20 protein-coding genes are annotated in these 22,406 nt (G+C 71.6%); 7 read left to right on the forward strand and 13 right to left on the reverse strand.

Annotated elements, in window-relative coordinates; all coding sequences use genetic code 11:
* The first annotated feature begins 23 nt into the window (after positions 1 to 23).
* Complete coding sequence (locus tag ACIGXJ_RS31125; protein ID WP_399652385.1) at positions 24 to 1,592, forward strand: purple acid phosphatase family protein; 1,569 nt, start codon at positions 24 to 26, stop codon at positions 1,590 to 1,592.
* A gap of 76 nt (positions 1,593 to 1,668) precedes the next feature.
* Here the strand turns inward: ACIGXJ_RS31125 and ACIGXJ_RS31130 are convergent, their stop codons facing one another.
* Entirely contained in the window at positions 1,669 to 1,800 is a 132-nt protein-coding gene (locus tag ACIGXJ_RS31130) for a hypothetical protein (protein WP_399652388.1), read from the reverse strand.
* Between the two features lie 233 nt (positions 1,801 to 2,033).
* Positions 2,034 to 2,960: a LysR family transcriptional regulator gene (locus ACIGXJ_RS31135; RefSeq protein ID WP_399652391.1), complete on the reverse strand. Its 927-nt coding sequence runs from the start codon at positions 2,958 to 2,960 to the stop codon at positions 2,034 to 2,036.
* Positions 2,961 to 3,062: 102 nt separating this feature from the next.
* Between ACIGXJ_RS31135 and ACIGXJ_RS31140 the strand changes: the two genes are divergently transcribed.
* Positions 3,063 to 4,055 carry an NADP-dependent oxidoreductase gene (locus ACIGXJ_RS31140; RefSeq protein ID WP_399652394.1) on the forward strand — a complete coding sequence of 331 codons (993 nt, stop codon included), beginning with the start codon at positions 3,063 to 3,065 and terminating at the stop codon, positions 4,053 to 4,055.
* Between the two features lie 3 nt (positions 4,056 to 4,058).
* Here ACIGXJ_RS31140 and ACIGXJ_RS31145 read toward each other — a convergent pair whose 3' ends face one another.
* On the reverse strand, positions 4,059 to 4,583 hold the full coding sequence (locus ACIGXJ_RS31145; RefSeq protein WP_399652397.1) for a GNAT family N-acetyltransferase: 525 nt from the start codon (positions 4,581 to 4,583) through the stop codon (positions 4,059 to 4,061).
* Positions 4,584 to 4,593: 10 nt separating this feature from the next.
* On the reverse strand, positions 4,594 to 5,025 hold the full coding sequence (locus ACIGXJ_RS31150; protein WP_399652400.1) for a hypothetical protein: 432 nt from the start codon (positions 5,023 to 5,025) through the stop codon (positions 4,594 to 4,596).
* A 68-nt stretch (positions 5,026 to 5,093) separates the two neighbouring features.
* On the opposite strand from ACIGXJ_RS31150, the gene ACIGXJ_RS31155 reads away from it, so the two are divergent.
* From ACIGXJ_RS31155 to ACIGXJ_RS31165, 3 genes are read left to right on the forward strand one after another with little or no spacing between them, the layout of a single operon-like run.
* The gene (locus tag ACIGXJ_RS31155; protein WP_399652403.1) at positions 5,094 to 5,990 is read left to right on the forward strand and encodes an alpha/beta fold hydrolase; all 897 of its coding nucleotides are present in this window, start codon (positions 5,094 to 5,096) and stop codon (positions 5,988 to 5,990) included.
* A 52-nt stretch (positions 5,991 to 6,042) separates the two neighbouring features.
* The gene (locus tag ACIGXJ_RS31160; RefSeq protein WP_399652406.1) at positions 6,043 to 6,249 is read left to right on the forward strand and encodes a DUF5988 family protein; all 207 of its coding nucleotides are present in this window, start codon (positions 6,043 to 6,045) and stop codon (positions 6,247 to 6,249) included.
* A 34-nt stretch (positions 6,250 to 6,283) separates the two neighbouring features.
* Positions 6,284 to 6,778: a DUF1877 family protein gene (locus ACIGXJ_RS31165; RefSeq protein ID WP_399652409.1), complete on the forward strand. Its 495-nt coding sequence runs from the start codon at positions 6,284 to 6,286 to the stop codon at positions 6,776 to 6,778.
* 32 nt (positions 6,779 to 6,810) lie between these two features.
* Here ACIGXJ_RS31165 and pruA read toward each other — a convergent pair whose 3' ends face one another.
* Entirely contained in the window at positions 6,811 to 8,442 is a 1,632-nt protein-coding gene (pruA, locus tag ACIGXJ_RS31170; RefSeq protein WP_399652413.1) for an L-glutamate gamma-semialdehyde dehydrogenase, read from the reverse strand.
* A 38-nt stretch (positions 8,443 to 8,480) separates the two neighbouring features.
* Positions 8,481 to 9,407, reverse strand: a complete 927-nt coding sequence (locus ACIGXJ_RS31175) for a proline dehydrogenase family protein (protein ID WP_399652417.1) — start codon at positions 9,405 to 9,407, stop codon at positions 8,481 to 8,483.
* Positions 9,408 to 9,569: 162 nt separating this feature from the next.
* Here ACIGXJ_RS31175 and ACIGXJ_RS31180 point away from each other — a divergent pair, with 162 nt between their 5' ends.
* Entirely contained in the window at positions 9,570 to 10,751 is a 1,182-nt protein-coding gene (locus ACIGXJ_RS31180; RefSeq protein WP_399652420.1) for a PucR family transcriptional regulator, read from the forward strand.
* Between the two features lie 4 nt (positions 10,752 to 10,755).
* Here the strand turns inward: ACIGXJ_RS31180 and ACIGXJ_RS31185 are convergent, their stop codons facing one another.
* Entirely contained in the window at positions 10,756 to 11,193 is a 438-nt protein-coding gene (locus ACIGXJ_RS31185) for a hypothetical protein (protein WP_399652423.1), read from the reverse strand.
* Between the two features lie 41 nt (positions 11,194 to 11,234).
* Complete coding sequence (locus ACIGXJ_RS31190; RefSeq protein WP_399652426.1) at positions 11,235 to 11,816, reverse strand: TetR/AcrR family transcriptional regulator; 582 nt, start codon at positions 11,814 to 11,816, stop codon at positions 11,235 to 11,237.
* Positions 11,817 to 11,928: 112 nt separating this feature from the next.
* Here ACIGXJ_RS31190 and ACIGXJ_RS31195 point away from each other — a divergent pair, with 112 nt between their 5' ends.
* A complete protein-coding gene (locus ACIGXJ_RS31195) occupies positions 11,929 to 13,461 on the forward strand; it encodes an MFS transporter (protein ID WP_399652429.1) in 1,533 nt (510 codons plus the stop codon).
* A 59-nt stretch (positions 13,462 to 13,520) separates the two neighbouring features.
* Here the strand turns inward: ACIGXJ_RS31195 and serA are convergent, their stop codons facing one another.
* From serA to ACIGXJ_RS31220, 5 genes are all read right to left on the reverse strand, one after another.
* The gene (gene serA / locus ACIGXJ_RS31200) at positions 13,521 to 15,110 is read right to left on the reverse strand and encodes a phosphoglycerate dehydrogenase (RefSeq protein WP_399652432.1); all 1,590 of its coding nucleotides are present in this window, start codon (positions 15,108 to 15,110) and stop codon (positions 13,521 to 13,523) included.
* Positions 15,111 to 15,338: 228 nt separating this feature from the next.
* Positions 15,339 to 16,337: a ketol-acid reductoisomerase gene (gene ilvC / locus ACIGXJ_RS31205; RefSeq protein WP_399652435.1), complete on the reverse strand. Its 999-nt coding sequence runs from the start codon at positions 16,335 to 16,337 to the stop codon at positions 15,339 to 15,341.
* Positions 16,338 to 16,458: 121 nt separating this feature from the next.
* Positions 16,459 to 16,983, reverse strand: coding sequence for an acetolactate synthase small subunit (gene ilvN, locus ACIGXJ_RS31210; RefSeq protein WP_059128941.1), 525 nt, complete (start codon positions 16,981 to 16,983; stop codon positions 16,459 to 16,461).
* 25 nt (positions 16,984 to 17,008) lie between these two features.
* Entirely contained in the window at positions 17,009 to 18,856 is a 1,848-nt protein-coding gene (locus tag ACIGXJ_RS31215) for an acetolactate synthase large subunit (protein WP_399652438.1), read from the reverse strand.
* Positions 18,857 to 19,097: 241 nt separating this feature from the next.
* Positions 19,098 to 22,058 (reverse strand): putative bifunctional diguanylate cyclase/phosphodiesterase, encoded by a 2,961-nt coding sequence (locus tag ACIGXJ_RS31220; RefSeq protein WP_399652440.1) that lies wholly within the window; start codon positions 22,056 to 22,058, stop codon positions 19,098 to 19,100.
* Between the last annotated feature and the right edge of the window lie 348 nt (positions 22,059 to 22,406).

The following is a 22,406-nucleotide window of genomic DNA, read 5'->3' on the forward strand; positions in this document are numbered from 1 at the left end:
GGCCCACGGGGAACCTCTACCCCATGGAGACACCGGACTTCGGGATCCCGGAGCGACTCGCCCGCCGGATGACCATGGCGGAGCAGCACGAGTACCTGCGCGGCCGGCCGACCCGGCGCCGCACGCTGGTGACCGCGGGCGCGGTGGCGGGCGGACTGCTGACGGGCTGCGCGGGCACGCGGGAGCGCCCCGTGCGTGCGGTGGCCGCCACCGCGGTGGCGCCCGGCGCGGCGGTCGTGCCCTTCGGCCGCCATCTGGCCCTCGGCGCGGACCCGCGCACCCAGATGCGGATCTCCTGGCAGGTCCCGGTCGCGGTGCGCGCGCCGTACGTCCGGATCGGGGCGCGGCCCGACGCGCTGGGGCCGCGCGTCGCGGCGGAGCTGCGCGCCCTGCACACGCCGGGGGTGGAGGGCGTACGGCCCGAGGTGGAGCAGTACTACGTGCACGCCGCACTGGACGATCTGCTGCCGGGCACCACGTACTACTACGGCGTCGGGCACGAGGGCCTCGACCCGGCCGACCCGCGCCGGCGGGCCGCTGTCGCCTCGTTCCGCACGGCGCCCGCGCGCCCGGAGTCGTCCTTCGTCTTCACCGCCTTCGGCGACCAGGGGGTCGGCGAGGGGGCGGCCGCGCTCGACCGGCAGCTGCTGCGCGAGCGGCCCGCCTTCCATCTGCACGCCGGGGACATCTGCTACGCCGACGCCAACGGCAGGGGCGCCGTGGCGGACCGCTACGACGCCACGCTCTGGGACCGGTTCTTCCGGCAGAACGAACCCGTCGCCTCGTCCGTGCCGTGGATGGTGACGACCGGCAACCACGACATGGAGGCCTGGTACTCGCCGGACGGCTACGGCGGGCAGCTCGCCCGGTTCTCCCTGCCGGACAGCGGCTTCGACCCGCGCACGGCGCCGGGGGTGTACGCGTTCACGTACGGCACCGTCGGCGTGGTGGCGCTCGACGCGAACGACGTGTCGTACGAGATACCCGCCAACTACGGCTACAGCGAGGGGCGGCAGACGGCGTGGCTGGACCGCACGCTGCGCGCGCTGCGGGCCTCGGAGGACGTCGACTTCGTCGTCGTCTATTTCCACCACTGCGCCTACTCCACCTCCGCGCACGCCTCCGACGGCGGGGTGCGCGCGGCGTGGCTGCCGCTGCTCGCGCGGCACCGGGTGGACCTGGTGATCAACGGACACAACCACGTCTACGAGCGCACCGACGCCGTCCGGGACGGCGAGGTCGGCCGGCGTGTGCCGGTCGGCGGCTCGACGGACCCGGAGCGGGACGGGACCGTGTTCGTCACCGCGGGCGGCGGCGGGCGTGACCCGTACGACTTCCCGGCCGGCGCACAGGAGAGCTACGAGGGGCATGTGCACGACGCCGAGTCCGTGGAGACCTTCCAGTGGACCCGGTCGCGGCAGCCGGACCCGGAGACCGTGGAGTGGTCCCGGGTGCGCTACCGGGGGTTCTCCTACCTCTCGGTGGAGGTGGAGAGCGGCCCGGCGCCCCGGCTGAAGGTGTCGGCGCGCACGCACACGGGTGAGCGGATCGACCATTTCGAGGTGCGGCGCGGACGCCGGACCCGTCCGTAGGTCCCCGGCGCCCGCACCGCACCTCGCGCGGGCGCGGCTCCCGGCGATCTGGGGCGAAGAAGGCTTCGGTGAGGGCTCAGTGGCCGGTCGCGCCGCCGTTGTCGCGGCGGTCGAGGGCGCGCTGGAGGGCGGCGGCGGCCTGCTTGCGGTCGGTCTCGGTCGTACGGGAGAGGTGGCGGACTCGGCGGCGGACGGTCGTCTCGGCCATGGGTGATCGACTCCTTCGGAAGACACCGGAGGCGGAAGGGGGTTACGAGACGCCGGAAGGGGCGGGGAGCACCGGCCGCAGGGGTTGCCTGCACGGGGCCCGGCTCACGACCGCCATTCGCTTGATCGAGCGAGACGTTCGGCTCCTACAAAGCTAAGGGAGGAGCTCGCCGCTGTCTCCACAATTACTCGGACTTCCTACTATCTGAGACGGTGAACCGGGAGTGTCTTGAGTCACACCGCCGTGACCTGCGCTTTTGGCATACGGGGGTGCAGTGCGCGCAGCTCCCGGACGAGGGCGCGGACGGCCGCCGTGGCGGCGAGCTCGGGGGTGGTGACATAACCGACCCGGCGGGTGGGTCGCCGGGGGCCGAGATCGGTGATCTGGAGGGTGAGCGGTGCTCCGGTGAGGGAGAGCGCGGGCATGACGGCCATGCCGAGACCGCTGCTCACCATCGAGAGCACCGCTCCGTCGTCCTCGGCGCGCACGGTCGCGGGCGGAAGCCACTCCTGGGCCGCCCACCACTCGCGGGTGTACGAGGTGCAGTTCTCCGTCCAGTCGACCAGCGGGAGCGAGCGCGGATCGGGGTGGCCGGCCGGGTGCACCAGGGAGTACGGCTCCTCCAGCAGCACATCGCCGACCAGCTCCGGCGGAACGGGTGAGCTGGTGCCGAGGGTCGCTATCCCGATGTCGGCCCGCCCCGCGGCCACCTCCCCCGCGGTGCCCGGCCCGACCTCCCGTACGACGGTCACGCTCGCCTCGATGCCGGGGTGCCGGGCGGCCAGCCGCTCCAGCGCGGGCGGCAGCAGATGCAGGGCCGCGCTGCGGAAGGCGGCGATGCGCAGCGGGCCGGACGGCCCGGCGGACTCACCCGATCCCGACCCCGCCCCTGCCCCGCGGGTCTCGGCGACCAGCACCTGGAGCAGCCGCAGCACCCGGCGCCCGTGGGCCACCGCACGCTCCCCCGCCGCGGTGGGCCGGGCCCCGTGCCGGCCGCGCTCGAACAGCACGACGCCCAGCTTGCGTTCCATGCCGCGCACCGCGTGCGACACCGCGGACTGGGTGGCGCCGAGGCGGACGGCAGCGGCGGAGAAGCCGCCCTCCTCGGCGACGGCCACGAGCGTGCGCAGCTCCTGCGGCGCGAGGTCGACTGTGTTCACGCGGGCGCTCCACCTGCTGCTATGAGGGCGATTCATGGACCGGCCGGTCCCATGAGCGCAACCCTCTGCCGCACCCGAGCATTCCTTCCTACGGTCCCCGTCATGAACGACATCGCGCTCACCGTCCAGCAGACCGCCCGTCCGACCGGTTTCCCCACCGCGGACCACTTCCGGTTCGCCGAGTCGCCGGTTCCCGGGCCGCGGCCGGGCACGGCCCTGGTGGAGAACCTGCTGTGGTCGGTCGACCCGTACCACCGCGAGATGATGGACGGCGACTTCGCGCTGAACGCCCCGCTGGAGGGCCGCACGCTCGGCCGGGTCGTCGCCTCGCGCGAACCCTCCCTGCGGGAGGGCGAGATCGTCCTCCACCGGCAGGGCTGGCGCACCCACGCCGTGGTCACGCCCGAGGAGGTCCGGCACGTCCCGCTGCACGAGGGCGTCCCGCTGACCGCGTACCTGGGCGTGCTCGGCGGCACGGGCCTCACGGCGTACATCGGGCTGACCCGGATCGCCGGACTGCGCGCGGGGCAGGACGTGTTCGTGTCGGGCGCCGCGGGCGGGGTCGGCACGGCCACCGGCCGCTTCGCCCGGCTGCTGGGCGCGGGCCGGCTGATCGGCAGCGCGGGCACGCCTGAGAAGGTCCGCCACCTCACCGGACAGGTCGGCTACGACGCGGCGTTCGACTACCACGACGGGCCGGTCGCCGAGCTGCTGGCGAAGGCCGCGCCCGGCGGCGTCGACGTCTTCGTGGACAACGTCGGCGGGGAGCACCTCGGCGCGGCGATCGGGGCGCTGCGTGAGCGCGGGCGGGTGGTGCGGGTGGGCACGATCAGCCAGTACAACACCCCCGAGGCGCCGCCCGTGGTGTTCGACCACGCCGCCGTGGTGGAGAAGCGGCTGCGCATCGAGGGCTTCCTGGTGAGCGACTACCGCGAACAGCAGGAGGAGCTGTACGAGTTCGCCGTACCGCATCTGCGCAGTGGGGCGCTCGCGCTCGACGAGACGGTCGTGGACGGCTTCGAGCGGATCGTGGAGGCGTTCCTGCTGATGCTGCGGGGCGGGAACACCGGGAAGATCCTGGTGCGGGCCGTGTGAGGCTCACAGGACGTCGCCGTCGCGCCAGTCGAAGAGCAGCTCGGCGTGCGGGTCGGCGGGGGCGGGCCAGACGTAGGTGGACCCTTCCTCCTCGGGCAGCCGGACCGGCCCCTCGGGCCCCAGCGCGCCGACCGGGCCGGTCCAGGGGCGCCAGCCGCGGGCCTCGTACAGCAGGGCGCCCTCGTCGCTCGCGGACAGGGCGCCCAGGTCGTAGGCGCGTGTCAGCACGCCCTCCAGGGCGTCCATCACCCGGCCGCCGAGCCCGGTGCGCCGCACGTCCCGGCGTACGGCGACCCCTTCGACGTAGCCGACCCGCAGCCAGCGGCCGCCCAGCCGGGCGCGGCGCATGACGACCGCCCCGTGCGCGGCGACGCCCCGCTCGTCGTAGGCGAGGGCGTGCATGCCGCCGAGGGTGTGGTCCCAGTCCTCGGCGGAGAGGTCTCCGTCGAAGGAGTCGTCCAACAGGTCGCGGACGGAGCGGAGTTCGGTGGGCGCGAGCTGCGCCGTGTGGGCGATGCGCAGAATCATACCGGCATTGTCAGGCGTGCCGCATCCAGATGTTGGGCTCGCGGTAGACCCCGAGCGTCCCGCCGGCCGGTCCGCGCCCTCTGCGGGACGGGGCGACGACGGCCCCGCAGATCACCGACGAGTCCGGCTCCAGGCCCTGTTCGCGTCCCTCCACGGCGCGCACGAGGGAGTCGGTGTAGCCGCCGGGCAGGCCGTCGACGGTGCCGTCCCAGCGCAGCGGGACGCCCCAGCCGGCGGCCACGGGCACGTCGTCGCGCTCGTCGACGAGCATCAGGTCGAACCCGGCGAAGTACTCCCTGACCCGGCCTATGCACCTCTTGACCACCCGGTCGGCGGTGATGAACGCCGGGAAGCCCTCGCTGAACAGCTCCGCGAGCTGCTCGTCCTTCCACTCGCCGCGCCGGCGCGCTCGATCTTGACTGTCACGGGGCGTTCTCAGCACACACCCTCACTCGCCTAACCACTAAAACACTCTTGACTGGTTAGACATGGGCGGCACATGATGCCGTCATGACCACTCACCGGGTTCACCACCGCACCACCACCGTCCGCGGCCACGAGGTCCACTACCGCGAGGCCGGCCCCGAGGACGCGCCCGCGGTCCTGCTGCTGCACGGCTTTCCCAGCAGCTCGCACATGTTCCGCGACCTGATCCCGCTGCTCGCCGGCCGCTACCGGGTGATCGCGCCCGACCACATCGGGTTCGGGCGCTCGGCGACGCCGCCCGCGTCGGAGTTCTCGTACACCTTCGCCGAACTGGCCGAGCTCACCGCAGAGTTCACCGAGCGGCTCGGACTGGAGCGGTTCGCGCTGTACGTCCAGGACTACGGCGCCCCGATCGGGCTGCGCCTCGCGCTCGCGCATCCGCACCGGGTGAGCGCGATCGTCACCCAGAACGGCAACGCCTACGAGGAGGGCCTCGGCGAGGAGGCCTGGGCCCCGGTGCGGGCGCTGATCGAGAAGCGCACGCCCGAGACGGAGGCGCCGGTGCGGGAGATCTACTCCCTGGACGGCATCAAGTGGCAGTACCTGCACGGCGTTCCGGAGCGCCTGCGGGACCTGGTCAGTCCGGACGCCTACGAGCGGGACGCGGCCGACATCTCACGTCCGGGCCAGACGGAGATCCAGCTCGACCTGATCAGCGACTACGGCTCCAACTTCGCCCTCTACCCGGCCTTCCACGAGTACTTCCGCACCAGCCAGGTGCCCCTGCTGGCGGTGTGGGGCGCCCACGACGAGATCTTCGTCCCGGCCGGCGCCCTCGCCTTCCAGCGGGACCTGCCGGAGGCCGAGGTGCATCTGCTGCCCACCGGCCACTTCGCGCTGGAGACGCACGCCGGCCAGATCGCGGGCCTGATGGACGACTTCCTCGGCAGGACCGTGCGGGCGGCTCGCCCACACGACTGATCCTCCGCGCGGCGCCGGACATGCGGCCGCCGCGAGGGGAACAGGTGACGTCATGAACGACACGGAGAAGGTGTTCCTCGAAGGCGGCCCGGACGATCTCCCCGAGCGGATCGTGCCGGTTCCCAGCCCCGGTCCGGACGTGAAGATCGAGCTGCGCAACGGCTACGAGCACTTCCGGCCCACGTCCCGCCGGGCGGACACGCCGGAGGGCAGCCTGCCGGTGTACGAGTGGTGGGAGCGTACGGAGATGGCGGGCTGAGGGCGTTGTCAGTGGCAGCCCCTACGTTGGGCGCATGGGCTACCACCTGCATCTGATCGCGGTCCCCGAGGCCGAGCTGCGCGAGGACGGCGTCTGGCTCGCGGAGCTGTTCGCCGCGTCGTGGGACGCCTGGTCCGGCGGGGAGAAGTCGCCGGACGCCGTCGAGACGGTGATCGAGAAGGACTTCTTCACGCTCGACCACCTGCTCTGCGGGGCCGAGAAGCACGACATCGGCCCCTGGCTGCCCGCCTCGCTGCTCATATTCGGCGGCCGGCCCGTGTACCACCCCAAGTACCCGGACCCCTATGTGCTGCTCACGCCCGAGGAGGTCCGGGTGGCGGCGGATTTCATCCGGAGGACCGCCTTCGAGGAGCTGTGGGCGGTGAGCGGCGTGGAGCTGGCCGCCTCCTGGGGGCGGCCGCGGGCGGAGGTCGCGGAGATGCTCGCCGGGCACTACGCGGACCTGCGCGACACCTATGGGCGCGCAGCGGCCGAGGGCCGGGTCGTGGCGAAGTACTTCGCCTTCTGACCCGGCCCTCGGACAAGGGTGCCGCGCGGGCTTCAGCCCATGTGCGGGTAGGTGTAGTCGGTCGGCGGGACCAGCGTCTCCTTGATGGCGCGGGTCAGCGTCCAGCGCATCAGGTTCTGCGGGGCGCCGGCCTTGTCGTTGGTGCCGGAGGCGCGGCCGCCGCCGAAGGGCTGCTGGCCGACGACGGCACCGGTCGACTTGTCGTTGATGTAGAAGTTGCCGGCGGCGTAGCGCAGCTTCTCCATCGTGTACGCGGCGGCGGCGCGGTCGTTCGAGATGACCGAGCCGGTCAGCGCGTAGTCCGACGCCGACTCCATCTGGGTCAGCATCTCGTCGTACTTGTCGTCCTCGTAGACGTACACGGCGAGGATCGGGCCGAAGTACTCGGTCGTGAAGACCTCGTTCTCCGGGTCGGTGCACTCGATGACGGTCGGGCGGACGAAGTAGCCGACCGAGTCGTCGTAGGAGCCGCCCGCGACGATCGTGCAGGTGGGGTCCTGCTTGGCGCGGTCGATGGCGGCCTTGTTCTTGGCGAAGGCGCGCTCGTCGATGACGGCGCCGATGAAGTTCGACAGGTCGGTGACGTCACCCATGGTGATGTAGTCGACCTCGGCGGCGAACTCCTCCTTGAAGCCGGAGTTCCAGATCGACGCGGGGATGTAGGCGCGGGAGGTCGCCGAACACTTCTGGCCCTGGTACTCGAAGGCACCGCGGGTCAGGGCGGTCTTCAGGATCGCCTTGTCAGCGCTCGGGTGGGCGACGACGAAGTCCTTGCCGCCGGTCTCGCCGACCAGACGCGGGTAGGCGCGGTACTTCTCGATGTTGGCGCCGACCGTCTTCCACAGGTACTGGAAGGTCCTGGTCGAGCCGGTGAAGTGGATGCCGGCGAGGTCCCGGTGCTCCAGGGCGACCTTGGAGACCTCGATGCCGTCGCCGGTGACGAGGTTGATGACGCCCTTGGGCAGGCCGGCCTCCTCCAGGAGCTGCATCAGCAGCACGGCGGCGTGGGTCTGCGTCGGGGACGGCTTCCACACGACCACGTTGCCCATCAGGGCCGGGGCGGTCGGCAGGTTGCCCGCGATGGCCGTGAAGTTGAACGGCGTGATCGCGTAGACGAAGCCCTCCAGCGGGCGGTGGTCGAGGCGGTTCCACACACCCGGGGAGTTCGCCGGGGGCTGCTCGGCCAGGATCTGGCGGGCGTAGGCGACGTTGAAGCGCCAGAAGTCCACCAGCTCGCAGGGGGTGTCGATCTCGGCCTGCTGGGCGGTCTTGGACTGGCCCAGCATGGTGGAGGCGGCCAGCGTCTCGCGCCAGGGGCCGGCCAGCAGCTCGGCGGCGCGCAGGATGATCGCCGCGCGGTCGTCGAAGGACATCGCGCGCCAGGCCGGGGCGGCCGCGAGGGCCGCGTCGATCGCGTCCTGGGCGTCCGCTTGCGTGGCGTTCCGGTAGGTGCCGAGGACCGCCTTGTGGTTGTGCGGCTGGACGACCTGGAAGACCTCGCCGCCGCCCATCCGCTTCTCACCGCCGATGGTGCAGGGCAGGTCGATCGGGTTCTCGGCCAGCTCCTTGAGCTTGACCTCGAGGCGGGCACGCTCGGGCGAGCCGGGGGCGTAGCCGTGCACCGGCTCGTTGACGGGGGTGGGGACCTGGGTCACAGCGTCCATGAGATCCGTAACTCCTTGTACGTGAGCGGGTGTTCGGGTCAGCCCTTGGAGAGCATGCTGCGGACGAAGAAGCGCAGGTTGGCCGGCTTCTCCGCGAGACGGCGCATGAAGTAGCCGTACCAGTCGGTGCCGTAGGCCGTGTACACGCGCATGCGGTGGCCCTCGGCGGCCAGGCGCAGGTGCTCGTCGCCGCGGATGCCGTACAGCATCTGGAACTCGTACTCGTCGAGCTTGCGGCCGGCCTTGCGGGCGAGTTCCTGGGCGATGGAGATCAGGCGCGGGTCGTGGGACCCGATCATCGGGTAGCCCTCGCCCTCCATGAGGATCCTCAGGATGCGCACATACGCCTTGTCGATCTCCTGCTTCTGCTGGTAGGCGACCTCGGCGGGCTCCTTGTATGCGCCCTTGACGATGCGCACCCGGCTGCCGTTCGCGGCGAGGCGGCGGGCGTCGGCCTCGGTGCGGAAGAGGTAGGCCTGGATGACACAGCCGGTCTGCGGGAAGTCCTTCCGCAGCTCCTCGTGGATGGTGAACATCGAGTCGAGGGTGGTGTGGTCCTCGGCGTCCAGGGTGACCGTGGTGCCGATCGCCGCGGCGGCCTCGACGACCGGGCGGACGTTCGCGAGGGCCAGCTCGTGGCCGCCCTCCAGGGCCTGGCCGAACATCGACAGCTTCACGGACATCTCGACACGCTCGCCGAGCTCCAGGTCCTTGAGGTGCTCGATCAGCAGCAGATAGGCGTCCCGGGCGGCGGTGGCCTGCTCCGGGGTGGTGATGTCCTCGCCGACGACGTCCATCGTCAGCTCCAGGCCCTTGGCCGTCAGGTCCTCGATGATCGGGACGATGTCGTCCACGGTCTCACCGGGGATGAACCGGTCGACGACCTGCTTGGTGACCGGGGCCGCCGAGATCAGGCGTCGCATCCGGTCGCTGCGCGACGCGGCGAGAATCACGGGACCCAGCACGGGGAACCTCCACTAACCAGCAGAAACAGGCCGCGGCCCGAAGATTCGGGTACGGCACGGAGAACCACCGTGAAACCTAAGGATCGCTCCGATCCTCTGCCATCGACAGCTGTCACGCATCCCTGCCACAGATCTCGGACAGATGTATGAAGGGCACGGGAAATGCGGCAGAATGCCCGGGTGGCGTCGGAATACAAAGCGGACTACCAGGAGCTGGTCGACGAGATCTCCGAGCTGCTGGGCGTTCCGGCGACCCTGGAGAACCGCGACTTCGAACTGATCGCCTTCGGCGCGTACGACGACGAGGGCGACCTCGACCCGTCCGCGCTGGACCCGGTCCGCACCCGCTCGATCCTGACCCGGCGCTCCACGGCGGCGGTGCGGGAGTGGTTCGAGGGCTTCGGCATCACCCGGGCGACGGGACCGGTCCGTATCCCGCCGACCCCGGAGGCGGGGGTGTACCGGGGACGGATCTGCCTGCCCGTACGCCACCGGGGTGTCGTCCTCGGGTACGTGTGGCTGCTGGACGACGACCCGGGTCCCACGGACGCCCAGCTCGCGGCGGCCATGGAGGTGACCGCCCGGATCGGCGCGCTGCTCGCGGACGAGGCCCAGCACGGCGCCGACCTCACCCGGGAGTTCCGGGCGGTGCTGACCGCCGAGCGGGGCTGGCAGCAGGACATGGCGGTGGCGGCGCTGCGGACCGCGCTGGGCCCGCGCGGGGAGGGCCCGCACACCGTGGTCTGCGTCGCGCCCTGGCCTTCGGCCGACCCCGACGACGCCCCGTCGGCGCGTACCGTGCCGCACACGACGGCCCTGTGCACGGTGCCGTGGGGCCCGGCCCGCCAGTGTCTGGCGGTGCTGGTGCGGCTGCGCTCGGCCGATGTGCACGTGCCGGCGCTGACGGCGGCCTCGCGGCTGCTGCGGGAGGGGGCCCGGGCGGCTGGGGTCGGGGAGATCCGCAGCGGGCTCGCCGAGCTGGGCACCTCCTGGCAGGAGGCCTCGGCCGCCGCCCGCGCCGCGCTCGCCGAGCCCCGCCTCGGGCCGGTCGCGGAGTGGTCCCGGATCGGGGCCTACCGGCTGCTGACCTCCCTGCCGACGGGCGCCGCGCACGATCCGGCGTCGGCCCCGCTCCTGTCCCCCGCCCAGAGCGAGCTGGCCCGCACCGCCGAGGTCTACCTCGACCACGCGGGCCAGGCCGGGCGTACGGCCGCCGCGCTGGGCATCCACCGGCAGACCCTCTACTACCGGCTGTCCCGCGTCGAGCAGCTGACGGGCCTGGACCTGGACGACGGCGAGCACCGGCTGCTGCTGCACATGGCGCTGAAGGCGGCGCGGCTGTGAGCCGTCACCAGGCCGGGGCGCGGGTGGCGCGGTCCTCGGCGCCCTCGCGGAAGAAGTACTCGGGCCCGAGCCCGCGCAGCACCTCGGGAGAGCCCTCGGCGATCCAGCCGCCCCCGGCCCTGCGCGCGGCGGGCCCGAGCCGCTCGAACGTGGTCTCGCCGATCAGCTCGACGTACCTCGCCCCGGAGTAGTCCACCTCGAAGAGCCGGAGCGGGGCTCGGCAGGGTTGCCTCGGACAGCGGGTCACGCCGGTGCCCGGCACGACCCATGCCTTGGTCGCCGGGGCGGACTCCTTGGCCGAAGGCCCCTTGGTGTCGGCCTGCGAGCCCGGCACCCGGCCGCCGAGGGGAGTCACGTCGGCGACCGGTGCCGCCTCGTGTTCGTCACTGCGCCACACACTGGCGCTGAGCAGCGACAGCAGCAGGGCTGACCCCACCAGCAACGGAAGAAGGAAGTCCGGCCACCCCCGGGGCGCTCAGCAGCTCAGCCCTTCGTGGCGGCGTCGATCAACCGCCGCAGACCCTCGGCGAGCTGCTCGCCGCTGGGCGCGGTCTTCGGATCGAAGGTCCACTGGGCGATCAGCCCGGTCATGAGGGTCACGTAGAACATGCCGAGGGTGTCGGCGGTCTCGTCCGAGACGTCCTCCTCGCGGCCGCCCATGAGCATCGGGACGAACCCGCGGCCGGCCTCGCGCTGGGCGCGCGCCAACTGGTCCCGCACCTCGGGGAGTTCGTCGCCCATGACGATGATCTCCATGCTCAGGCGCCAGATGGAGCCCGGCTCGCGCATGGTGGCGATGATGTTCGACCACACCTCCTGGAAGCGCTCCACGGAACCGGGCTCCGTGCTCGCCGCGCCTCCGCCGCCCTGGAAGGCGGGGCCCATCCCCTCGACCAGCGACACATAGGCCTGGGCGAGCAGCGCGTCCTTCGAGCCGTAGTGGTAGCCGATGGAGGCCAGGTTGGTGCCCGACTCCTTGACGATGTCGCGCGCCGTCGTGCGCGCGAAGCCCTTCTGCAGCAGGCAGCGCTTGGCGCCTTCGAGCAGATCCTCGCGGTGTCCCATGCGGGTCAGCCTAGCGTCCGGGTCCATACACCCGTCCCATACGCAGGTCTTATACGCAAGTCTTATACACATGTTCTAGACAGGCGTATAGGACGCCTGTACATTGCTCGGCATGACGAATCCGACGAGCACGACCCCTGCCCCCGGCTCCCCTGCCGGGCGCCGCGAATGGACCGCCCTGGCCGTGCTGATGCTGCCGCTGCTGCTGGTGTCGATGGACGTCTCCGTCCTCTACTTCGCGATCCCCGCCATCGGGGCGGACCTGGCGCCCACCGCCACCCAGCAGCTGTGGATCTTCGACATCTACGGGTTCGTCCTGGCCGGCCTGCTGATGACGATGGGCTCCCTCGGCGACCGCTTCGGCCGCCGCCGGCTGCTCCTGCTGGGCGCGGCCGCCTTCGGCACGGCCTCCCTGGTGGCGGCCTACGCGAACAGCGCGGAGACGCTGATCGCGGCCCGCGCGGTCCTCGGCATCGGAGGCGCGACCCTGATGCCGTCGACGATGGCGCTGGTGCGCACGATGTTCACCGACCCCCGCCAGCGCACCAAGGCCATCGGCATCTGGTCCGGCGTGATGACCGGCGGCATCGCCCTCGGCTCGGTGATGAGCGGGGTGCTGGTGGAGTACTTCTGGTGGGGCTCGGTGTTCCTGGTCAACCTGCCCGCGATGGTGCTGCTGCTGGTCCTCGGCCCCGTCCTGCTGCCGGAGTCCGAGGACCCCACGCCCGGCCGCTTCGACTGGCTGAGCATCCCGCTGTCCATGGCGGCGGTGCTGCCCGTGATCTACGGGCTCAAAGAGATCGCGGCCGAGGGCTGGTCCGCCGGTCACGTCGTCCCGATCACGGTCGGCCTGCTGTTCGCGGCCCTGTTCGTACACCGCCAGCGCACCACGGCCTCCCCGATGATCGACCCGGCCCTGTTCCGCGGCCGCGGCTTCGCGCCGTCGGTCTCCCTGAACCTGCTGTCCGCCTTCGCGGTGATGGGCTCGGCGTTCTTCACCACGCAGTACCTGCAGTCGGTGCTCGGCAAGAGCGCCCTGGAGGCCGCCCTGTGGTCGCTGCTGCCGTCGGTGCCGATCGGGGCGGCGGCACCGGTGGCGGCCCAGCTGGTGCAGAACGGCGTGCAGCGCGCCTACGTCGTCACGGCGGGCTTCGTGACCGGCGCGGGCGGCTACGGGCTGCTGGCCCTGGCGGGCCCGGACTCGATGGCGCTGGTGCTGACGGCGTGCGGGGTGCTCGCCGTCGGGATCGTCACCGTGATGTCCCAGATCACCGACCTGGCGCTGGGCGCGGCCCCGGTGGAGCGGGCGGGGTCCGCCTCCTCGCTCCTGGAGACGGGCGCGGAGTTCGGCGGCGCCCTCGGGATGGCGGTGCTCGGCTCCATCGGCACCGCGGTCTACCGCTCCGGGATGCCCGGCTCGGCGCCGGACGTGGCCCGCGAGACGCTGGGCGGGGCGCTGGCCGTCGCCGACGGGGTCCCGGGCCTGGCCGCCGCCGCGCGGGAGGCCTTCACCGACGGGATGCGGGCCGCGTCGCTCACGGCGGTGGTGCTGCTGCTCGCCGCGGCGGTCCTGGCGGCGGTTTCGCTGCGGGGGATCAGTGTGCGGGAGGCGCCTGCGGAGGAGCGGGAGCCCGCAGCGGTCTGAGACGCGAGAACGCCGTTCGGGCCGAGAGTCTCTCGGCCCGAACGGCGTTCTCGCGGCACTCAGACCAGGTTCACCGAGCGAGCGGAGGTCGCGCCGATCTCGTTCGCCAGCTCCGCCAGCACCCCGGAGGGCACGGTGTCGTCGACGGTGAGCACCGCGAGGGCCTCGCCGCCGACCGCCGCACGGGCGACCTGCATACCGCCGATGTTGATGCCCGCCTCACCGAGGATGCGGCCGACGGTGCCGACGACACCCGGACGGTCCTCGTAGCGCAGGACGACCATGTGGTCGGCGAGCGCGAGGTCCACGTCGTAGTCGCCGACGGCGACGATCTTCTGCAGGTGCTTCGGGCCGGCCAGGGTGCCGGACACCGACACCTCCTCGCCGGTGCCGAGCGTGCCGCGCACGGTGACGACGTTGCGGTGGTCCGGGGACTCCGAGCTGGTCGTCAGACGCACCTCGACACCGCGCTCCTGCGCGAACAGCGGGGCGTTGACGTAGGAGACCGTCTCGTCGACGACGTCCTCGAAGACGCCCTTGAGCGCGGACAGCTCCAGCACCTTCACGTCGTACTGCGTGATCTCGCCGTAGACCTCGACGTCGAGGCGGACGGCGACCTCACCCGCGAGGGCGGTGAAGATGCGGCCGAGGCGCTCGGCGAGCGGCAGGCCAGGCTTGACGTCCTCGGCGATGACACCGCCCTGGACGTTCACCGCGTCCGGCACCAGCTCACCGGCGAGGGCGAGGCGCACCGAGCGGGCGACGGCGATGCCGGCCTTCTCCTGCGCCTCGTCGGTGGAGGCGCCCAGGTGCGGGGTGGCGACGACCTGGTCGAACTCGAACAGCGGCGAGTCCGTGCAGGGCTCCTTGGCGTACACGTCGAGGCCGGCACCGGCGACGCGGCCCTCCTTGAGGGCGGAGTACAGCGCCTGCTCGTCGACGATGCCGCCGCGCGCGGCGTTGACGATGCGCACGCCGGGCTTGACCTTGCGCAGCGCCTCGTCGCCGATCAGGCCGAGCGTCTCGGGGGTCTTGGGCAGGTGGACGGTGATGAAGTCGGAGACCTCGAGCAGCTCGTCCAGCGACAGCACCTTCACGCCCATCTGCGCGGCGCGCGCGGGCTGCACGTAGGGGTCGTAGGCGACGACCTTCATGCCGAAGGCGGACATGCGCTGGGCGACCAGCGCGCCGATGCGGCCGAGGCCGACGACGCCGAGGGTCTTCTCGGCCAGCTCCACACCGGTGTACTTGCTGCGCTTCCACTCGCCGTTCTTCAGCGCGGCGTTGGCCTGCGGGATGTTGCGGGCGGTGGCGAGGATCAGACCGCAGGCCAGCTCGGCGGCGGTCACGATGTTGGAGGTCGGGGCGTTGACGACCATCACGCCGGCCTTGGTGGCGGCGGAGACGTCGACGTTGTCCAGGCCGACGCCGGCTCGCGCGACGACCTTCAGCTTGTTCGCGGCGGCGATGGCCTCGGCGTCGACCTTGGTGGCCGAGCGGATCAGGATCGCGTCGACATCGGCGATGGCGGGCAGCAGCTCGGCGCGGTCGGCGCCGTTGCAGTGCCGGATCTCGAAGTCGGGTCCGAGTGCGTCGACGGTCGCGGGCGACAGCTCTTCAGCGATGAGTACGACGGGTTTCGAGCTCACGTGGTCCTCACATGTGCGATGCGGACGGCCGTCCCGACGGCCGCAGGCGGTGGAGGGGCTAGCCGCGTGGAAGACGCACGACGCTGTGGGCCTGACGCGTTGTTGTTGAGCAGTGTAGTGGCGCCACGCCGTGCGTTCTTCGCCTCTACGGAAGGATCACCCGTCCGTGGCTGGACGGGTTGGACAACGGGGCCGGAGCGTATCGCCCCGGCCCCGCCGCCAGGAGGCTCAGGCCTCCTCGTTCACCCAGCTCATCAGCTTGCGCAGCTGCTTGCCGGTGGTCTCCAGCAGGTGCTCGGAGTCCTGGTCCTTGTACTCGTTGTACTTCTTCAGACCGCCGTGGTACTCGTCCATCCAGTTGCGGGCGAAGGTGCCGTCCTGGATCTCGGTGAGGACCTGCTTCATCTCGGCCTTGGTGGCGTCGGTGATGATGCGCGGGCCGGTGACGTAGTCGCCCCACTCGGCCGTCTCGGAGACGGACCAGCGCATCTTCTCCAGGCCGCCCTCGTACATGAGGTCGACGATCAGCTTCAGCTCGTGCAGGCACTCGAAGTAGGCGATCTCCGGCTGGTAGCCCGCCTCGACCAGGGTCTCGAAGCCGGCCTTGACCAGGGCGGAGGTGCCGCCGCACAGCACGGCCTGCTCACCGAACAGGTCGGTCTCGGTCTCCTCGGTGAAGGTCGTCTTGATGACACCGGCACGGGTGCCGCCGATGGCCTTGGCGTACGACAGGGCCAGCGCGAAGGCGTTGCCGGTGGCGTCCTGCTCGACCGCGGCGATCGCGGGGACGCCGCGGCCCTCCTCGTACTGGCGGCGGACCAGGTGGCCCGGGCCCTTCGGGGCGACCAGGGCGACGTCCACGCCGGCCGGGGGCTTGATGAAGCCGAAGCGGACGTTGAAGCCGTGCGCGAAGAACAGCGCGTCGCCGTCCTTCAGGTTCGGGGCGATGGACTCCTCGTAGACCTGGGCCTGGATCGGGTCCGGGATGAGGATCATGATGACGTCGGCCTCGGCGGCGGCCTCGGCGGGCGTCACCACACGCAGGCCCTGCTCCTCGGCCTTGGCCTTGGACTTGGAGCCCTCGTGCAGACCGACACGCACGTCGACACCGGAGTCGCGCAGCGACAGGGCGTGGGCGTGGCCCTGGGAGCCGTACCCGATGACCGCGACCTTGCGGCCCTGGATGATGGACAGGTCGGCGTCGGCGTCGTAGAACAGCTCGGCCACTTTGGGTTCTCTCCTTGAGTGCAGGTGTTGCGTCCCACCGTATGACGGCGGGGGGAGGGGAAGTTCGGGGGTCTCGGCATACGGGCGGCCGCGTGTCGGCGGCCGCCCGGGGCCGGTGCCGTCAGGCGGAGCGGTCGAGCGCGCGCAGCGACCGGTCGGTGATCGAGCGGGCGCCGCGGCCGATCGCGATCGTGCCGGACTGGACGAGCTCCTTGATGCCGTACGGCTCCAGCATCTTCAGCATGGCGGACAGCTTGTCGCTGGAGCCGGTGGCCTCGATGGTGACGGCCTCCGGGGAGACGTCGACGGTCTTGGCGCGGAACAGCTGGACGATCTCGACGATCTGCGAGCGCGTCTCGTTGTCGGCGCGCACCTTCACCAGAACGAGTTCGCGCTGAACGGCCTGTGCGGGCTCCAGCTCGACGATCTTCAGCACGTTGACGAGCTTGTTGAGCTGCTTGGTCACCTGCTCCAGCGGCAGGTCCTCGACGTTCACCACGATGGTGATGCGGGAGATGTCGGGGTGCTCGGTGACACCGACCGCGAGGGAGTCGATGTTGAAGCCGCGGCGGGAGAACAGGGCGGCGATCCTGGCCAGGATGCCGGGGGTGTTCTCCACCAGGACGGAGAGCGTGTGCTTGGACATGGTCTGCTTCCTTTACCTACGGCTCTCAGTCGTCTTCGTTGTCGCCGAAGTCGGGGCGGACGTCCCGGGCGGCCATGATCTCGTCGTTGGAGGTGCCGGCGGCGACCATCGGCCACACCATGGCGTCCTCGTGGACGATGAAGTCGATGACGACCGGACGGTCGTTGATGGAGTTCGCCTCCTCGATGACCTTGTCGAGGTCCTCCGGCGACTCGCAGCGGATGGCGTGGCAGCCCATGGCCTCCGACAGCTTCACGAAGTCGGGGACGCGGGTGCCGCGGGCCTCGGGGTTGACGTCGTCCGGGCCGGAGTGCAGGACGGTGTTGGAGTAGCGCTGGTTGTAGAACAGCGTCTGCCACTGGCGGACCATCCCGAGGGCGCCGTTGTTGATGACGGCGACCTTGATCGGGATGTTGTTCAGGGCGCAGGTGGTGAGCTCCTGATTGGTCATCTGGAAGCAGCCGTCGCCGTCGATGGCCCACACGGCCTTGTCGGGTGCGCCGGCCTTGGCGCCCATGGCGGCCGGGACGGCGTAGCCCATGGTTCCGGCGCCGCCGGAGTTCAGCCAGGTGGCGGGCTTGTCGTACTGGATGAAGTGCGCGGCCCACATCTGGTGCTGGCCGACGCCCGCCGCGAAGATCGTGCCCTCCGGGGCGAGTTGGCCGATCCGCTCGATGACCGCCTGCGGGGACAGCGAGCCGTCCTCGGGCTGGTCGTAGCCGAGCGGGTAGGTGTCGCGCCAGCGGGAGAGGTCCTTCCACCAGGCGCTGTAGTCGCCCCTGTGGCCCTCGCTGTGCTCCTTCTGCACGGCCTGGACCAGGTCGGCGATGACCTCGCGGGCGTCACCGACGATCGGCACGTCGGCGGCGCGGTTCTTGCCGATCTCGGCGGGGTCGATGTCGGCGTGGACGATCTTGGCGTACGGGGCGAAGCTGTCCAGCTTGCCGGTGACTCGGTCGTCGAAGCGGGCTCCGAGGGCGACGATCAGGTCGGCCTTCTGCAGCGCGGTGACGGCGGTGACCGCCCCGTGCATGCCCGGCATCCCCACGTGCAGCGGGTGGCTGTCGGGGAACGCGCCGAGCGCCATCAGCGTGGTGGTGACGGGCGCTCCGGTGAGTTCGGCGAGGACCTTCAGCTCGGCGGTCGCCTTGGCCTTCAGCACGCCGCCGCCGACGTAGAGGACGGGCCGCTTGGCGGCCGTGATGAGCTTGGCGGCCTCGCGGATCTGCTTGGCGTGCGGCTTGGTCACCGGGCGGTAGCCGGGCAGGTCCATGGTGGGAGGCCACTGGAAGACCGTCTTCGCCTGGAGGGCGTCCTTGGCGATGTCGACCAGGACCGGGCCGGGGCGGCCGGTGGAGGCGATGTGGAAGGCCTGCGCGATGATCCGCGGGATGTCCTCGGCCTTGGTGACCAGGAAGTTGTGCTTGGTGATCGGCATGGTGATGCCGACGATGTCCGCCTCCTGGAAGGCGTCCGTGCCGATCGCCTTGGAGGCCACCTGCCCGGTGATCGCCACGAGCGGCACCGAGTCCATGTGGGCGTCCGCGATCGGGGTGACCAGGTTGGTGGCGCCCGGGCCGGAGGTGGCCATGCAGACGCCGACCTTGCCGGTGGCCTGCGCGTAGCCGGTGGCGGCGTGGCCGGCGCCCTGCTCGTGGCGGACCAGGACGTGGCGCACCCGGGTCGAGTCCATCAGCGGGTCGTACGCGGGAAGGATCGCACCGCCGGGAATGCCGAATACCGTGTCGGCCCCGACCTCCTCGAGAGAGCGGATGAGGGACTGCGCACCCGTGACGTGCTCGGGGGCGGACTGCTGTCCTCCGGATCGGGGCCGCGGCTGCGGATGGTGGGCCCCGGTGGCCTGCTCGGTCATCGGCATTCTCTTCTCGATGCTGAGGGTTTTTGCGAGGTTCGTGCGGCTTGCGGCTGTTGTACAGGCTGCCCTGTGCAACAAAAAACCCCTCGTGCCAGAAGGCAAGCGAGGGGAGCGCGCCGGGTGGGTCTGCCAGGAGTCCGGGTCGGTCCGGACGTCACCAGCTTCAGCCGACGCGCTTTCCAAGTACGAGAATTCGGGTGCGCATGGCACTGACCCTCCCCCCGGCGCGCACCTACTGTCAAGTGGGTGGGACGGGAGTCTCATTATGTGAGCGGAGGGTCGTCCCGCCACCGAAGATGGTGGTCACGCCCGTGCCCATGCCGTCGAAGCCGCGGCCGACCCCGCCCGCGAACGCGGGTTCGGACGGACCGTGCGGCACCGGGTAATGGCCGGAAGTGAGCGCCCGGCGCAGCCGGTACTCGTCCAGCGGCCCGGCGAAGGCCATGCCCTGTCCGTGCGTACAGCCCATCCCGCGCAGGGCGACGACCTGTTCCGGCAGGTCCACCCCGTCGGCGACGGACTGCAGCCCGAGATCGCAGGCGATGCGCAGCAGCCCGCCGGTGATCTTGTGCAGCCGCGCGGACTCGACGACACCCTCGACGAGAGAGCGGTCCAGCTTCAGTATGTCGACGGGCAGCCGCCGGAGGGCGGTGATCGCCGCGAAACCATTGCTGAACCCGTCGAGCGCGATCCGTACGCCGAGCCGTCTCAGGGCGCCCAGACGCCGCTCCAGCTCGTCCAGGGACACCCGCGGGTCGGCGTCGGACAGCTCGATCACCAGCGCGCCCGAGGGCAGCCCGTGCCGGGTCAGCAGCGCCTCCACCGAGCCGAGCGGCAGCGAGCGGTCCAGCAGGCGGCGGGCGCCCATCCGGACGACGACCGGCACGGCGAGCCCGGTCGCGGTGCGCTCGGCGGCCTGCTCGACGGCCTCCTGGAGCACCCACCGGCCCAGCTCTGCGGTCTTCTCGCTGTCCTCGGCGACCCGCAGGAACTCCGCCGGCGTGAACAGCACCCCTTGCGAGGACCGCCAGCGCGCCTGAGCCGCGACCGAGGTGATCCGGCCGTCCTCCAGGCACACCACCGGCTGGTGCAGCAGCGTGAACTCGCCGTCGTTCAGCGCCGACCGCAGCCGGGTGGCCAGTTCCGCCTTGCGGACGACGTCCTGCTGCATCTGCGGCTCGTACAGCTCGACCCGGCCCTTGCCGGCCGACTTGGCCCGGTACATCGCCAGGTCGGCGTTGCGCAGCAGCTCGCCCGCGCCGAGACCGGGCTCGGCGAAGGCGACCCCGATGGAGGCGGCGACGCGGACATCGTTGCCGTCGATCGTGTACGGCTGGGACAGCGTGAGCCTGAGGCGGTCGGCGAGCTCCAGGATGTGCCGTTCGCGGGCGACCCGGTCGCGGCCTCCGTCCCCGACGATCAGGGCCGCGAACTCGTCGCCGCCCAGCCGCGCCGCGGTGTCGGACTGGCGGACCGCCTCCTGGAGGCGGCGCGCGGCCTGGACGAGCAGTTCGTCGCCGGCCTGGTGCCCGATGGTGTCGTTGACGGCCTTGAAGCCGTCGAGGTCGATGAACAGCACGGCCGTGCCGCGGTCGGTGGAGCGGCGGCCGGACAGTGCCTGCTGCACGCGCCGGGTGAACAGGGCGCGGTTGGGCAGGTCGGTGAGCGGGTCGTGTTCGGCGTTGTGCTGGAGCTGCGCCTGCAGGCGCACTCTTTCGGTCACGTCCCGGCTGTTGAAGATCAGGCCGCCGTGGTGGCGGTTGACGGTGGACTCCACGTTCAGCCAGCCGCCGTCGCCGGAGCGGAAGCGGCACTCGATGCGGGTGGTGGGTTCGTCGGCCGGGCTGGCGGCGAGGAAGCGGCGCACCTCGTGCACCACGCAGCCCAGGTCGTCGGGGTGGATCAGCTCGGCCAGTTCGGTGCCCACCAGGTCCTCGGCGGGGCGTCCGTAGACCCCGGCGGCGGCCGGGGAGACGTATCGCAGGACGCCGTTGGGGGCGGCGATCATGATGACGTCGCTGGAGCCCTGCACCAGGGAGCGGAAGTGGTTCTCCTTCTGCGCCAGCTCCTGGGTGAGGGTGATGTTGTCGAGCAGCATGATGCCCTGGCGCACCACGAGGGCGAGGACGACCGTGCCGGCGGTGAGCAGCACGAAACGGTCGACGCTGCGGCCGTGCAGGACGTTGTAGAGGATGCCGAGGGTGCACACGGCCGCGGCCAGGTACGGGGTGAGCGCCGCGAGCGAGCCGGTGATGGGCCGGGCCGCGGCGTAACGGCCGGGTTCCTGCGGGGTGCGGTGGTGATGGTGGGCGCCGCCGGGGTGCCCGGGCCGGTGCTCGTGGACCACGCGCGTGTGCGGCTCCTCGTCGGGCAGCCCCTCCCGGGGCGCGGCCCAGGGGGCGTACGCCAGCAGCAGGGAGCCCGCGAACCAGCCGGCGTCCAGCAGCTGGCCGGAGCGGTAGTTGTTGTGCAGCAGCGGCGAGGTGAACAGCGCGTCGCACATCACGGTCAGGGCGAGCGCGCCGATCGCGGTGTTGATCGCGGAGCGGTGGGCGCCGGAGCGCCGGAAGTGCAGCGCGAGCACCATGCTCACCAGCGCGATGTCGAGCAGCGGGTAGGCGAGCGAGAGCGCGGTGTGCGGCACGCCGGAGCCGTCGGCCCGGGCGGTCTGCGCGAGCGCCAGGCTCCACGCCAGGGTGAGCAGCGAGCCCGCGATCAGCCAGGCGTCCAGGACCAGGCAGATCCAGCCCGCCTTGGTCACCGGCCGCTTGGCGAGCACCAGCAGGCCGACGATGGCCGGCGGCGCGAAGCACAGGAAGAACAGGTCGGCGTAGCTGGGACTGGGCACGGGCCGGTCCAGGACGACCTCGTACCAGCCCCAGATCAGGTTGCCCAGGGCCGCCATCGCCGAGGAGAGGGCGAACAGCAGCCAGGCGGACCGGAAGGGGACCCGGTGGCTACGGGCGTAGAGGAAGCAGGAGACGGCCGCGGTGCCCGCCGCGGCGCTCAGCCCGAAGTCGCCCATGACCAGAGCTGCTTGCTCGGAGCCCCAGCCGAGCGCGGAACCGACGGCGTATCCCGCGCACACCACGGCGAGACCGAGTTGGCGGCCCGGGCCCGCCCCGCCGCCGGCCGGTGGCCTGTGCGGGGCCGCCGGGGGTGCCGGGCGGCCGCGCAGCGCTGTGTCGAGCGTGGTCATGGGGGGTGGCGAGGTCACCGGTCGCTCCCGGTCCGGGCCGCACCCTCCGGGGTGCGGTGCGCGGGAGGCGCCTGCCGCCTGCGGCCGCTGTGCCTGCGGTGGCTGCTTCTGCCGCCGTGGCTGCTGTGGCTGCTGTGATTCGTGTGCTGGCTGTGACTGCCGCGGTGACCGTGACTGCCGTGGCAGCCGCGTTCGAGCGCGGCCGCACGCCAGGGCCGTCGCCGGCGGCCTCGCCGCGTCGGATCGCTTGTCCATAGGCCGTGCATCGCCCGTCGCCCCCCTCACAGTCTGAAATGTCCGTCCCCGGCGCCGATCGGTGCGCGGCGCTGCCCCTGTCGGGACGATACA

Source organism: Streptomyces sp. NPDC053367 (genome assembly GCF_044545925.1).
Classification (GTDB): Bacteria; Actinomycetota; Actinomycetes; order Streptomycetales; family Streptomycetaceae; genus Streptomyces.